12 protein-coding genes are annotated in these 14,085 nt (G+C 72.7%); 11 read left to right on the plus strand and 1 reads right to left on the minus strand.

The window, feature by feature from the left end:
- The first annotated feature begins 2 nt into the window (after nucleotides 1-2).
- The 11 genes from AQI88_RS17550 to AQI88_RS17600 all read left to right on the plus strand — a co-directional run bounded on the left by AQI88_RS17550 (nucleotide 3) and on the right by AQI88_RS17600 (nucleotide 12,484).
- On the plus strand, nucleotides 3-1,073 hold the full coding sequence (locus AQI88_RS17550) for a FecCD family ABC transporter permease (protein WP_398696786.1): 1,071 nt from the start codon (nucleotides 3-5) through the stop codon (nucleotides 1,071-1,073).
- Nucleotides 1,070-1,981, plus strand: coding sequence for an ABC transporter ATP-binding protein (locus tag AQI88_RS46670; RefSeq protein ID WP_244184188.1), 912 nt, complete (start codon nucleotides 1,070-1,072; stop codon nucleotides 1,979-1,981). The genes AQI88_RS17550 and AQI88_RS46670 overlap by 4 nt, the downstream gene beginning before the upstream one ends.
- The gene (locus AQI88_RS17560) at nucleotides 1,929-3,317 is read left to right on the plus strand and encodes an MFS transporter (protein ID WP_066999613.1); all 1,389 of its coding nucleotides are present in this window, start codon (nucleotides 1,929-1,931) and stop codon (nucleotides 3,315-3,317) included. The genes AQI88_RS46670 and AQI88_RS17560 overlap by 53 nt, the downstream gene beginning before the upstream one ends.
- A gap of 16 nt (nucleotides 3,318-3,333) precedes the next feature.
- On the plus strand, nucleotides 3,334-5,160 hold the full coding sequence (gene asnB, locus AQI88_RS17565) for an asparagine synthase (glutamine-hydrolyzing) (protein WP_066999616.1): 1,827 nt from the start codon (nucleotides 3,334-3,336) through the stop codon (nucleotides 5,158-5,160).
- Between the two features lie 9 nt (nucleotides 5,161-5,169).
- Entirely contained in the window at nucleotides 5,170-6,399 is a 1,230-nt protein-coding gene (locus tag AQI88_RS17570) for a cytochrome P450 family protein (protein WP_066999619.1), read from the plus strand.
- A 130-nt stretch (nucleotides 6,400-6,529) separates the two neighbouring features.
- Nucleotides 6,530-7,453 (plus strand): L-tyrosine/L-tryptophan isonitrile synthase family protein, encoded by a 924-nt coding sequence (locus tag AQI88_RS17575; RefSeq protein WP_066999622.1) that lies wholly within the window; start codon nucleotides 6,530-6,532, stop codon nucleotides 7,451-7,453.
- Nucleotides 7,454-7,478: 25 nt separating this feature from the next.
- Nucleotides 7,479-7,877 carry an ACT domain-containing protein gene (locus AQI88_RS17580; protein WP_067000055.1) on the plus strand — a complete coding sequence of 133 codons (399 nt, stop codon included), beginning with the start codon at nucleotides 7,479-7,481 and terminating at the stop codon, nucleotides 7,875-7,877.
- Between the two features lie 139 nt (nucleotides 7,878-8,016).
- The gene (locus AQI88_RS17585) at nucleotides 8,017-9,387 is read left to right on the plus strand and encodes a S41 family peptidase (protein WP_066999625.1); all 1,371 of its coding nucleotides are present in this window, start codon (nucleotides 8,017-8,019) and stop codon (nucleotides 9,385-9,387) included.
- Nucleotides 9,388-9,657: 270 nt separating this feature from the next.
- Nucleotides 9,658-10,713, plus strand: a complete 1,056-nt coding sequence (locus AQI88_RS17590) for a FecCD family ABC transporter permease (protein ID WP_066999627.1) — start codon at nucleotides 9,658-9,660, stop codon at nucleotides 10,711-10,713.
- A 2-nt stretch (nucleotides 10,714-10,715) separates the two neighbouring features.
- Nucleotides 10,716-11,474 carry an ABC transporter ATP-binding protein gene (locus AQI88_RS17595; RefSeq protein WP_066999630.1) on the plus strand — a complete coding sequence of 253 codons (759 nt, stop codon included), beginning with the start codon at nucleotides 10,716-10,718 and terminating at the stop codon, nucleotides 11,472-11,474.
- A gap of 8 nt (nucleotides 11,475-11,482) precedes the next feature.
- A complete protein-coding gene (locus tag AQI88_RS17600) occupies nucleotides 11,483-12,484 on the plus strand; it encodes an ABC transporter substrate-binding protein (RefSeq protein ID WP_066999633.1) in 1,002 nt (333 codons plus the stop codon).
- Nucleotides 12,485-12,512: 28 nt separating this feature from the next.
- On the opposite strand, the gene AQI88_RS17605 is transcribed toward AQI88_RS17600, so the two are convergent.
- Complete coding sequence (locus tag AQI88_RS17605; protein WP_066999635.1) at nucleotides 12,513-13,739, minus strand: cytochrome P450; 1,227 nt, start codon at nucleotides 13,737-13,739, stop codon at nucleotides 12,513-12,515.
- Nucleotides 13,740-14,085 lie beyond the last annotated feature (346 nt).

Here is a 14,085-nt window from a genome sequence, read left to right on the forward strand (position 1 = left end):
CGGTGCTGTCCACACCGACCGCGTCCCGCCGCCCTCCAGCACAGGCGCGGACTCTTCCCGTGGTGCCCCTCGCGCTGGTCCTGGCCGGGGGCCTGCTGGCCGCTCTGACCGCGGCCGTCGCCTGGGGCTCGACCTCCATCCCGCCCGCCGAGGTGTGGAGCGTGGTGGGGCGACGGCTGTCCGGCCAGGCGCCACGACCGGGCACGGACGACCTCATCGTGTGGCAGCTGCGCGTGCCCCGGGCCCTGTTGGCGGCACTGGTCGGCGCGGGCCTCGGCCTGGTCGGCACGGCCGTGCAGGCCCTGGTGCGCAACCCGCTGGCCGACCCCTACCTGCTCGGCATCTCCAACGGCGCCTCCCTCGGCGCGGTCGCCGCGCTCGTGCTCGGCATCGGCGCGGGCGGGACACTGGGCCTCGGCCTGTCCGGCGCGGCCTTCGCCGGAGCGCTCGCCACCTTCGCGCTGGTGTGGGCGGTGGCCCGGCGCGGTGGCGGATTCGCGCCGCTCAGGCTGGTGCTGGCCGGGGTGGCGATCGGCCAGTTCCTGTCCGGCTTCACCAGCTACCTGGTGTTGCGGGCCGGAGACGAGCAGCAGACGCACAGCGTGCTGTTCTGGCTGATGGGCAGCCTCGGCGGGGCGAACTGGCAACTGCTCGTCGTGCCGGCGGTGACCGTGCCGGCGGCCCTGCTGTGGCTCCAGGCGCGCGCCCGGGGGCTGAACGCCCTGCTGATGGGCGATGAGACGGCGGCCGGGCTCGGTATCGATGTCGGCCGGCTGCGCCGCGAGCTGTTCACGGTGACCAGCGTGCTGACCGGCGTCCTGGTCGCGGTCTCGGGTGCGATCGCCTTCGTCGCGCTGATGGTGCCGCACGTGTGCCGCCTGCTCGTCGGCGGCGACCACCGCCGTCTGCTGCCCGTCTCCGCGCTGTGCGGCGCCCTGCTGCTGGTGGTGGTCGACGTCGTCTGCCGTACGGCGATGGACACCCAGGAGCTGCCGGTCGGCGTGGTGACGTCGCTGCTCGGGGCGCCCGCCCTGCTGTATCTGCTGGACCGGCGTCTGGGGAGCGGAAGTTGAGGATCGACATCGAGGACCTGCACGTCGCCTACGCGGGCCGTACGGTCGTGGCCGGGGCCCGCCTCATCGCCGAACAGGGCGAGATCACGGGCCTGGTCGGGCCGAACGGCAGCGGCAAGTCGACGCTCCTGCGCACGGTCTACCGGCACCTCAGGCCCACCGCCGGGCGCGTGCTGCTCGCCGGCACCGATCTGCGCGACCTGACCCCCGTCCGGTCGGCTCGGCACGTGGCGGCCCTGCCGCAGGAGCGCGGCAGTGACTTCGAGCTGAGCGTGCGCGAGGTCGTCGCCATGGGCCGTACGCCCTACAAGCGGGCCTTCGCCGGGGAGGACGCCACCGACCGGGACACCGTCGCACGGGCACTGGCCGACGTCGGCATGGCGGAGCACGCCGGACGCCGGTTCACGGCCCTGTCCGGCGGCGAACGCCAACGGGTGCTGCTGGCCCGCGCGTTCGCCCAGGACCCCGATGTGCTGGTGCTGGACGAGCCGACCAACCATCTCGACATCCGCCACCAGGTCGAGCTGCTGGCCCTGCTGCGCGCCCACCGGCGTACGACCCTGGTGTCGCTGCACGACCTCAACGCGGCCGCCTCCGTGTGCGACCGGCTGCATGTGCTGCACGCCGGAGCCGTGGTCGCCTCCGGCCCGCCCCGCGACGTCCTCACCCCGGCGCTGATGGCCCAGGTCTTCGGCGTACGGGCGGCCGTGGTGGACCACCCCCTCACCGGGGACCCGCTGATCGCCTTCGACCACCGGGACCCGGCGGCGGACGGGAACTCAACGGTCCCTTCTCCCGACTTGTGGGACGGGGCTGCCGACCGGCAGTCCACGCACGACGACGAGGGGCGCAAGAGTGACGCAGCAGGGGTCCGGCTCGGAACAGCCCGGCGACATACCCGGAGGTGAGGACCGCTGGCTGCTGGTGGGACTGGCGGGCCTGCTGTCGTTCGTGGCGATGCTCGACATGAACATCGTCAACGTGGCCCTCGCGGACATCGCCGAGGGCCTGCGGGTATCCGCGTCGACCGCCCAATGGGCCGTGCTGGGCTACCAACTCCCGGTGGTGGCACTGCTGTTGCCGGTCGGCCGTTGGCTGGACGGCGCGGGGACGCGCCCGGCCGTGCTGGCCGCGACCGCGGGATTCGGCCTGTGCAGCGCGCTCGCGGCCCTCGCGCCCTGGGCGGCCTGGCTGATCGCCGCCCGGCTGGCCCAGGGCGCCTTCGCCGCCGCGCTGTTCGTCCTGATGCCGGTCCTCGCGATCCGTTCGGTACGCCCTCAGGCGCGCGGGCGGGCGATGAGCGTACCCGCGACCCTGGGCCCGCTCGGCGCGGTCGCCGGGCCGGCCGTGGGCGGTCTGCTGCTGGACCACTTCGGCTGGCACTCCGTGTTCCTGGTCAAGGTCCCGTTCTGTGTGCTCGCGTTCGTGGTGGCGTGGCGGGCGATGCCACGCGACGGGGCTCTGCGCCTGCCCGACCGGCGGTCGTCGTGGGACGCGCTGCTTCTCGCCTGCGGTGTGGCGGTGCTCCTGCTGTCGCTGACCTCGGCGGCCGACGCCCCGGCGTGGCTGGTGCTCGCGGTCGCCGCCGTACCGCCGCTGTGGTGGTGGCTGCGCGGCCCGGGCGGCCGCCCGGTGGCCGGCGTGCTGCGGGCCTCGGGATTGCTCGGGGCGCAGGGCGCCGTGCTGGCGCTGGCGACCGGATTCGCCGCGACGCACTTCGCCGTCGCCCTGCACCTGCAACGCGACGACCACGTCAGCGCCACGACGACCGGCTTCACCGTCCTCGCCTTCCCGCTCGCCATGGGCCTGGCCGGGCCGCTCGGCGGGCGCCTCGCCGACCGGTACGGCCCCCGGCCCACGGCCGTGACCGGAGCCGCCGTCACCGCGGCCGGCCTGCTGCTGCTCGTGCCCCTCGGCGACGGCTGGTCACCGGCGCAGGTGGCCTGGCGGCTGGCACTGGCCGGCCTCGGCATGGGCCTGCACGGCGGACCGGCCCAGGCCCTGGTCATGGGCGCCGCGCCGCCGGACCGGACGGCCACCGTCGCCTCCACGGTGCAGCTCGCCCGCAGCCTCGGCTTCACCCTCGGCCCCGCGCTGGCCACCGCCGCCTGGTCCCTCGCCGGTGTGCGGGCCGGGCTGTGCCTGGCCGCCGGCGCGGCCTGTCTCGCCGTCCCCCTGCTCGCCCTGTCCGGCCGGTGGCCCGCCGCCGTGCCCGAGCAGACCACCGACCCCGTCTCCCCCTGACCCAGGAGCCGTTCCCATGTGCGGAATCACCGGCTGGGTGTCCTTCCACAGCGACGCCCGCACCCAGACCCCGGTCCTCGAGGCCATGACCGCCACCCTCGCCCCGCGCGGCCCCGACGCGGCGGGCCTCTGGCTCGGCGAGCGCGCCGCGATCGGCCACCGCCGGCTGGCCGTCATCGACCTCGAAGGCGGCGCACAGCCGATGACCGACCGGCCCGAGGAGCCGGCCCTCGTGCTCAGTTACAGCGGCGAGGTCTACAACCACCACCGGCTCCGCGCCGAGTTGCGCGGCCGAGGGCATGTCTTCCGCACCCGCAGCGACACCGAGGTGGTGCTGCGCGCGTACGCCGAATGGGGCGAGGCGGTCGCCGAGCACCTGGAGGGCATGTTCGCCTTCGCCGTCTGGGACGAACGCGAGCAGCGGCTGCTGCTGGTCCGGGACCGGCTCGGCGTCAAGCCCCTGTTCTGGGCCGCCGTCGACGGAGGCCTGGCCTTCGCCTCCGAGCCGAAGGCGCTGTTCGCCCACCCGGAGATACGGCCCCGGGTGGACGCCGACGGGCTGCGGGAGGCGTACAGCCTGCTGTTCAACACCGGGCCGACGGTGTGGTCCGGCGTACGGGAGGTCGAGCCCGGCGGAGTGCTCGTCCTGGACCGGGACGGCATCCGCGAGCGCCGCTACTGGCAACTGGAGGCCGCGCCCCACGCCGACGACCGGGACACGACCGTCGAGCGGATCCGTGACCTGGTCGGCTCGGCCGCCCGCAACCAGCTGGAGGCCGACGTCCCGCTGTGCAGCCTGCTCTCCGGCGGCCTCGACTCCACCGTCCTGACCGCCCTGCTCGCGGACGAACTCCGCCTGCGCGAGGGACCCGAGGCGCGGATCCGTTCCTACGCCGTCGACTACAGCGACCAGGCCGAGCACTTCACCGGCGACGTCCTGCGCACCGGCCACGACACCCCGTACGCCATCGAGGCCGGCGCCTTCATCGGCACCGACCACAGCACGGTCGTCCTCGACCCGCGCGCGCTCCTCGACCCCGGGCACCGCAAGGCGGTCGTCGTCGCCCGGGACTCGCCCATCGGCGTCGGCGACATGGACACCTCGCTCTACCTGCTCTTCGGCGAGATCCGCCGGCACTCCACCGTCGCCCTGTCCGGCGAGGCCGCCGACGAGGTCTTCGGCGGCTACCCCTGGTTCCACAGCCCCAAGGCGCTGGCCGCCGACACCTTCCCCTGGCTGCTGGTGACGGGCGACGAGGCCGCGATGCCGCTGAACCCCGAACTCGACCTGTGCATCGGCGAGTTCCGCGACGACACCTACCGCACCGCCCTGGCCGCCGTGCCCCACCTGGACGGCGAGACCCCCGTCGAGCACCGGCAGCGCGAGCTCCAGCACCTGTCCCTGACCCGCTGGCTGCGCCAACTCCTGCACCGCAAGGACCGGTTGAGCATGGCCCAGGGGCTCGAGGTGCGGGTGCCGTACTGCGACCACCGGCTGGTCGAGTACGCCTTCGCCACGCCCTGGGCCCTGAAGAGCCACGACGGCCGGGAGAAGAGCCTGCTGCGCGCCGCGGGAGCGGACCTCGCCCCGCACTCGGTGCTGTACCGCCCCAAGAACCACTACCCGGCCACCCACCACCCCGACTACAACCGCGGCCTCCAGCAGATGGCCCGCGACGCCCTGTCTGTCGAGCAGGTCCGCGCCCTGGCCGACGAGACCCGCATCAAGCCCTGCCTCGACACCCCGCCCGACCGGCTGGAGTGGGGTCACCGGCTGCGCCTCGAACGCGTCGTCGACCTCGCCCTGTGGCTGGACCACCACCGTCCCGAACTCGCCCTCTGAGGAGCCCCCATGACCACACTCCCCGATCCGGTCCCGCTGATGGGGTGCCCGTACAAGAGCAACCCCTACCCCCTGTACGAGCGGATGCGCGAGGCCGGCCCGGTCCACCGTGTCCTCTTCCCGAGCGGCGTACAGGCCTGGCTGGTCACCGGCTACGACGCCGCGCACGCGGCGCTGAACGACGACCGCCTCGGCAAGAACCACGACCGCGGCAACGACCGGTGGCGGGCCCGCGCCTCGATCATGCCCGAGCCGCAGCACTCCCAGCTCCAGGCCCACCTCCTCCACCAGGACCCGCCGGTCCACACCCGTATGCGGCGCTTCGTCACCGACGCGTTCACCCCGCGCCGCATCGAGCAGCTCCGGCCCCGTTTCCAGGAACTGGCCGACGCTGCCGTCGACGCGCTCCCCGAGACCGGACCCGCGGACCTCGTCTCCGGCTTCGCCGCCCGCTTCCCCTTCCAGGTCCTCGCCGAAGTAATCGGCCTGCCACCGGAGCTGGCGGACCGGTTCGACCGCGACTGGGGCAAGGTCGTCCAGCCGGTCGGCCCCACCGACCCCGGCCGCCCGCTCTACGAGGCCCGGCTGCACGGGCTGCAGAGCTACATAGCGGACGTCGTCGCGCACAAGCGGCACCACTGGGACGACGACCTGCTCAGCCGTCTGGTCGTGGCCCGTGACCGTCGCGAACTGGCGCAGGAGGAGCTGGACTCGATGATCTTCCAGCTCCTGGTGGCCGGCCAGGAGCCGGTGACGAACCAGATCACGACGGCCCTGATCGCTCTGTTCCGCAACCCGGAGCAGCTGGCCCGCCTGCGCGACGACCCGGACCTCCTGCCCCGCGCGGTGGAGGAACTCCTGCGCTACGACAGTGCCTTCGAGCTGACGACCTGGCGGTTCTTCGACAAGGACAGCGATCTGCACGGCACCGGGGTCCCGGCCGGCGACTCGGTGATCGTCTCCCTGTGCGCCGCGAACCGCGACCCGGTCCGCTTCCCCGACCCCGACACCCTCGACCTCGACCGCACCCCGAACCCCCACCTCGCCTTCGGCCACGGCATCCACTTCTGCCCCGGCGCCGCACTCGCCCGCGCCGAACTCCAGATCGCCCTCGGCACCCTCCTCGCCAGGCTGCCCGGCCTCCACCTGGCCATTGCGGACGAGGACATCGAGTGGATCCCGGCCGTCCTCGGCCGCGGCACGAACCAGCTGCCCGTCGGCTACGACCGACGGCTCTGACACCCGCGTCCCGCTGACCGGGCCCCACCACCATCAGGCCCGGCTCCGGCTTCCCGCCCTGCACCTGCCCGACGGCGCCTGGCCACCCCACGCCACGGCGCCATGCCCTCATGCCCTCCGGAGGAACGACATGCTGCTGACCACCGCCCATCCCACGCGCATCAGCACCGCGATCCTGCGCCTGCTGCTGCCGTACCACCGCACGACCGACCACGCTCCCGCCCCCGCGGAGGCGTTCTGGCACCAGCAGCGCCGGATCGCCGCCTTCGTACGCGACGGCGCACCCGTCGAGTTCACCCTGCCCGGGTTCCCCTGCAAGTCGCCCAACCCGGCCAAGGTGCTGGGCCGGCTGCCCGACCAGGCGGAGCGCCTGTCCCTGCGCTTCCTGAACACGCTGTGCACCGAGATCGAGCGGATCTACCCGCCCGGTGCCCGGGTGGTCATCTGCTCCGACGGCCATGTCTTCGGCGATCTCATCCGCGTCCCCGACCGGCACATCGACGCCTACTCCGACGAACTGCGCGCACTCATCGGCGACTTGGCTCTCAGCAGACTGTCCGTCTTCGACCTGCGCGACATCTTCGGCGCTCTGGCGCACGACGCGAAACGCGCCCGTGTCCACGACCGGTACGCCCCGCCGGTGGCGGCCCTGCGCGCCCAGGTCAGGTCCGACGACCCCACCCTCGCCCTCTACCGGGGCATCACCCGCTTCCTCGTCGAGGACACCGCGGACTTTCCCGGTACTCGTTCCGCCCTCCAACGCGAGTGTCGTGAACGCGCCTACGGCGTCATCCAGCGCAGCCGCGCCTGGGGCGCCCTGGTCGCCGAGCACCACCCGCGTGCCGTGCGCCTGTCCATCCATCCCCAGCCGGCCGGCGCCCCCAAGTTCGGCATCCGCCTGCTCGACGCGCCGGACGCCTGGACCACCCCCTGGCACTCGGCCGCCCTGCGCCGGCCCGACGGCACCTGGACCCTCCTGCCCCGCGCCCGGGCCGCCCGGCTGGGCCGTCTGGTCCATCGCGACACCAGGCCCAGCCACTTCGAACAGGGCTGAGCCCCTCTCCCGTAACGTGGTGATCATGACTGGTGAGAGTGATCTGCAGAAGCTGCTGAGCGGTATGCGTCCGGAGCTCAATCCGGGCCGTTATGTGTTCACCACCGTCGAGGGCGGCGTGCCTTCCGGGGTGACCCCGGTGGTGACGGTCGCCGAGCAGGAAGGCCTGACCGTGGTGGCGCCGCTGGAGGAGGCGGACGCGGCGGGGATGGCGTACGACTACGTGGCGGGCTGGATCACCCTGCGGGTCCACTCGGCGCTGGAGGCGGTGGGGCTGACCGCCGCGGTCTCGCGGGAACTCGCCGACGCCGGCCTGAGCTGCAACGTCGTCGCCGGGTTCCATCACGACCACCTCTTCGTGCGCCACGAGCACGCCGACCGGGCGGTGGCCGTCCTGGAGGGCCTGGCGGAACGCTCCGCCTGAGGCCGGTGCACGATGCGCAGGAGGGCGTGACGACACGGGGGTTGTCCCGACCTCCGATGGACCGGCTCACCGGATGGTGCAGACCAGGAGCCATCGGTCACGGTGGTGATCCACCAGCACGCACCGGAAGGACAAGACCGTGCGCATCGTCACGACCACCGCCGTCGCCCTCACCCTCATGGGGGCCGCCGTCCCGGCCGCAGGAGCGGCGCAGCCGAGCCCGCCGAGCGCCGACGGGGTGTGGCGGATGGACGGCTACGGCACCGTCCTCACCCTGGGCGGGGGAGCCCTCCAGGAGTACCAGACGACGTCGGTCGGCTGCGTCAAGGGCGACACCTCACAGCAGACCGGCCCCGGGACGTACCTGACGGCGGACGGCACCACCTTGACCGTACGGACCGTGCACGACCAGAACCACGCCACGCTCTCCGCGGACGGCTCGGTGGGCCACCGCACGCTGCGCCGGCTCGCGGCCCTGCCCGCCGACTGCACCCGTGCGCTGCCGGACGACCCCCGTACCTCCTTCGACGTCCTCTGGCAGACTTTCGAGGAGAACTACCCGTTCTTCGCCGCGAAGGGCGTCGACTGGCACGCCGTACGAGACCGGTACCGGCCGCAGGTGCACCAGGACACCACCAGGGAGGAGCTCTTCGAGATCTTCAGCCGGATGCTGCGGCCGTTGTACGACGCCCACGTCGCCGTCCGGGACGGCAACCGCACCTTCTACGAGGTCCGGCCCGGCACGGAGGTCCCGGGCGAGAAACTGGACGCCAAGGTCAAGAAGTTCATCGTGGCACGCGACCTCAAGGACGCCCCCTACCGACAGGACTTCGCCAAGGGCCGGATCACCTACGCCGATCTGCCGGGCGGTCAGGGCTATCTGCGGATCTCCGGCTTCGGCGGATACGCCGGCGACGGCGCCCCGTACAGTGCCCTGCAGGCGGAACTGGACCGGGCACTGAACACGGTCCTGACGCCGGAGCGGATCGACCGCCTGAAGGGGCTGGTCATCGACCTGCGCATCAACGGCGGCGGCTCCGACGCCCTGGGCATCCGCATCGCCGAACGGCTGACCGACACCCCCTACCTCGCCTACTCCAAGCGGGCCCGCAACGATCCGGCCGACCCGGCCCGGCACACCCGCCCCGAGCCTGTACGGGTCGTTCCGGCCGATGCGCCCCGCTACACCGGACCCGTCGCCGTGCTCACCGGCGGCTCGACGGTGAGCGCGGGCGAGACCTTCACCCAGGCGCTCATGGACCGGCCCGGCCGGACCGTCCGCATCGGACAGCCCACGCAGGGCGTCTTCTCGGACGTGATGGTGCGCTACCTCCCCAACGGCATGCTTTTCGGCCTGCCCAACGAGGAGTTCCTGACCCGCACCGGCCGCACCTTCGACGGTACGGGCATCCCGCCGCAACTGACCGAACCGGTCTTCACGAAGGAGGAGTTCGCCAAAAGGCGCGACTCGGCGTTCGACCGGGCGGTGAACACACTCCCGGCCGCCTGAGCGGCAACGGCAGGTCAGCGGGCCAAGTGGGCTCTGTTAGGCTCCCCTTGCCTCCCGCGGGGGAAGTCCGGTGAGAGTCCGGCGCTGACCCGCAACGGTGTGCGCGGAGACCCGTGGTCCCTCGCGCGAGCCCGATCGCCCGTGGGTGGTGCGACCCGTTGACTGCTCGCCGTGGACTGCGAGGGGGGACCGCGCGGCCGGCACGGCCGTACGGGCTGTCTCCTGCCGCGCTGTTCCGCAGGCGGCCCGAGGCGAAGGACCGCCCCGACCGTGCGCCGACGTGCCACCCCCAGCCGGACACCCCTGCTGCCCGTACTGCTCGGGCTGAGCTTCCTGCTGCTTGCCTCCCTCCTGGGCGGAGTGGGTCTCGGCGCCGCCGGACTCGGCTGGGCGGAGGTCCTGTGGTATCTGTGGGCGGGGCTGACCGGCGGGACGGTGCACGCGGATGACGTCGCCGCCTACACCATCGTGTGGGAGATCCGGCTGCCCCGTGTCGTGCTGGGCGCCGTCGTCGGGGCGGGGCTCGCGGCCGTCGGCGTGGCGGTGCAGGCCATGGTCCGCAACGCGCTGGCCGATCCGTTCGTGCTGGGCATCTCCTCGGGCGCGGCGGTCGGCGCCAACGCGGTCATCCTGCTCGGGGCGTTCGCCTCACTGGGGGTGTGGGCGCTGTCGGTGTCGGCCTTCGCGTCGGCGCTCGCGGCGATGGCGCTGGTGTACGCCGTCGCCCGCTCGCCCCACGGCCTCACCCCGCTGCGGCTGATCCTGACCGGGACAGCGCTGGCGTACGGCTTCGAGGCCGTCACCACGGTGATGGTGTTCGGGGCCGCCCGGGGAGAAGCGGCCCGTTCGGCGATGATGTGGCTGCTGGGCAGCCTGGGCGGCGCCACCTGGGCGCAGGTGCCGCTCGTCGCGGTGACCGTGGCGGCCGGGTGGGTGTGGCTGCGGCTGCGGGCCGAGCCGCTCAACGCGCTCGCCATGGGCGACGAGACGTCCTCGGCCCTCGGTGTCCGACCGGCCCGGCTGCGCCGGGACTTGTTCCTGGTGACCGCCGCCGTGACCGGAACCGTGGTCGCGGTCAGCGGGGCCGTCGGATTCGTCGGGCTGATGGTGCCGCACGTCGTACGGATGCTGGTCGGCGCCGACCACCGGCGCGTGCTCGCGGTGGCGCCGCTCGCCGGGGCGGTACTGCTGGTGTGGGCGGACGTCCTGTCCCGGCTCCTGCTCGCGCCCGCCGAACTGCCCGTCGGAGTGATCACCGCGGTGGTCGGAGTCCCCGCCTTCCTGCTGCTGATGCGGCGCGGCGGATATGCGTTCGGAGGCCGCTGACGATGAGGCTCGACATCGAAGGCGTGACGGTCGAGGCCGCCAAGACCCGGTTGGTCGAGGACATCCGGCTGACCGTGGACAGCGGCACGTTCGTCGGACTCGTCGGCCCCAACGGCAGCGGCAAGTCGACGCTCCTGCGCTGTGTGTACCGGGCGCTGCGGCCGGCCGGGGGAGCCGTACGGCTCGACGGGGACGACGTACACGCCCTGGATCCCCGGGCCGCCGCCCGGTCGCTGGCCGCGCTGCCGCAGGAGTCGTCGGCCGAGTTCGACTTCACCGTCGCCGAGGTGGTGGCGATGGGACGGCTGCCGCACCGGGGCCGTACGGCGGCTCACGACCGTGCTGTCTGCGCGGACGCCATGGCGCGCACGGGCGTCGCACACCTCGCAGAGCGCGGATTCCTCGCCCTGTCCGGCGGCGAGAAGCAGCGCGTGCTCATCGCCCGTGCGCTCGCCCAGCAACCGCGGGTGCTCGTCCTGGACGAACCCACCAACCACCTCGACATCGCCCATCAGCTGGACGTCCTGTCCCTGGTCCGCGCCAGCGGTCTCACGGTGCTGGCCGCCCTGCACGACCTCAACCTGGCCGCGGCCCACTGCGGCCTGCTGTACGTCATCGACGGCGGCCGGGTCGTCGCCTCGGGCCCACCCCACGACGTCCTTCAACCCGCCCTGCTGGCCGAGGTGTTCGGGGTGCGCGCCCATCCCGTGCGACACCCCGGGACGGGCGCTGTCCAGCTTCTCTTCGACCTTCTCCCCTGAGGACCCTCATGCGCAGACTCCTGTCGGCCGCCCTGTGTCTGGCCGCCACCCTCACCGCGACCGGCTGCGGCGCCACGGTCGAGCAGTCCACCGACGCGAAGAAGTCCTCCGCGGTCACCCTCACCAACTGCGGCCGCAAGGTGACCTACGACAAGGTCCCCGAGCGCGTGGTCACCAACGACGTCGGCATCACCGAGCTGATGTTCGCCCTCGGCCTGGAGGACCGCATGGCCGGATTCGCCATGCCCGACGACAAGGGCGATCTCACCCACGTCCCCTGGAAGGACGGCTACGAGAAGGTGAAGTGGCTGTCCAAGGACCAGCTCACCAAGGAGAACGTCCTCGACGCCCGTGCCGACCTCGTCTTCGCCGGCTGGAACTACGGCTTCCGCGAGGACGCCGGCTTCACCCCGGACGCCCTGAAGAAGCTCGGCATCCCCTCGTACATCCTCACCGAGTCCTGCCACAACGCCCGTACGAAGTCGTCGCGCGGCATCATGCCACCGCTCGACGCCCTCTACACCGACCTCACCAACCTGGGCCGGCTGTTCGGCGTCGAGAAGCGGGCGGCCGCGCTCATCGCCGGTTTCAGACAGCGGATCGCCGCCGTCCGGGCGACGGCACCCAAGGGCGCCGACCGCCCCAAGGTCTTCCTCTACGACAGCGGCCAGGACCAGCCCTTCACCTCCGGCCGCTACGCCGCCCCGGACCAGATCATCGGCCGGGCCGGCGGCGTCAACGTCATGCACGACGTCGCCGACTCCTGGACCACCGTCGGCTGGGAGAGCGTCGTCAAGCGGGACCCGGACGTCATCGTGATCTGCGACTACGGCGACGTCAGCGCCGAGCGGAAGCGGAAGTTCCTGCTGTCGTACGCCCCTTTGCGTAACGTTTCCGCCGTCAAGCACCGGCGGATCTTCGTCCTCGACTACGCCGACCTGGTCGAGAGCCCCCGCAATCCGTCGGCCGTCGCCCGGCTCGGCTCGTACCTGCGGGCGGTGGCCGGTTGACCGGCCGAGGGCCCTGACCGTTTCCGCGTCACCAGGTGACCGGCAGGGACCGCGGCCCGCGGATGAGTCCCTCACGCTGGAACTCGACCTCTTCGGCGGGTACGGCGAGCCGGATACCGGGGAAGCGGTCGAGCACGGCCTTGATGATGACCTCGGCCTCCATCCGGGCCATCAGGGCCGCCAGGCAGAAGTGAGGACCGTGTCCGAAGGCGAGATGCCCGGCACCGTCCCGGCTGAAGTCCAGGGCGTCGGGGTCGGGGAAGACCGCGGGATCACGGTTCGCGGCGACATACGCGTTGTACACCACCTCGCCCTTCCGGATGAGCTGGCCGCCGATCTCCACGTCCTCGGTCGCGATGCGGGGGATCCCGACCCCGTTGCGGTGCGGCACGTAGCGGTACAGCTCCTCCACGGCCCTCGGCAACAGCCCGGGATCGCGGCGCAGCCGCCCGAGTTGCTCCGGATGGGTCAGCAGTGCGTACATCATGGAGCCGCTGTTGTTGCGTACCGCGTGACCGCCGCTGACGTAGATGGCCATGGCGAGCGAGAGCGCCTCGTCGTCGGTGATCTCACCCGCCGCGGCGGCCTCCGCCAGCACTCCCGCCAGGTCGTCCCGGGGCTCGTCGCGCCGCCGCCGCAGGAGGTCGCGGACGCGGTGCTGTGTCACCTCGCGCGCCGCCCGGTTGCGTTCGTTCCCCTTCGGGGCCTTGGACAGCAGGGCCTCGGAGTTCCCGGCCCAACTGCGCCAGTCGTCTTCGTCCGCACCGAGGAAGTAGCAGACGACAGCGATCGGAAACGGGGTGTGCAGATGCTCCATCAGGTCACCCGGAGGGCCGGCCTGCTCCATGCCGTCGAGCATCTGGTGGGCGGTGCGCTCCGCCAGCGGGCGCAGCCTCTGCATGCTTCTTCCCGTGAACGCCCGGGCCACGACCCTGCGCAGCCGGGTGTGATGGGGCGGGTCGATGTACTGCAGGCCCGCCGTCTCCGACGCCACGGCCTGCGGCACCATGCTGGTCACCGAGCGTCCGACGACCTCTTCGCGGGAGAAGCGCGGATCGGAGGTGACGAAGCGGACGTCCTCGTAGCGGGTGACCAGCCAGGCGTGCCCGGAGCCGTACGGCAGCTTGATCCGGGTGATCGGCTCGTCGCGGAGCAGTTCGTCCAGAAAGGGGTCGGGCTCCAGACCAGGCAGGTCATCGACGGGCCAGGACCTCACCTGCGGAGCAGGCGACGCGGGAGCGGGGTCGTAGGGCATGTCGCATCACTCCTGAATCCACCTGCCTCGCTCGGACGGCAGGAGCACGGGCACACGCTGTCCCTTGGCAGGGCCTCTCTGTAGCGTGCCGCAGGCCCCGACGACCCGCACGCCGAGGACGTCCACACCCGCCCCGGCTACGATCCCGCCTGCCCGGCCGTCGCCCTGCCAGGACACCCCCGGCGATGGCCAGCGCCTCGGTGCTTCGTGCCGGGCGCCCAGAGGAGTTGGGCTCGGGTGGGGGGTGTCCCGGCGGGATGGGCTCGGTCCGGGCTGGCGCAGGGCCGACGGCCTGCATGCCGGGGATGTCCCCTGCCGGGCCGCATCCGGCCTGGCTACGACCCCG

This window comes from Streptomyces cellostaticus (genome assembly GCF_001513965.1).
Classification (GTDB): Bacteria; Actinomycetota; Actinomycetes; order Streptomycetales; family Streptomycetaceae; genus Streptomyces; species Streptomyces cellostaticus.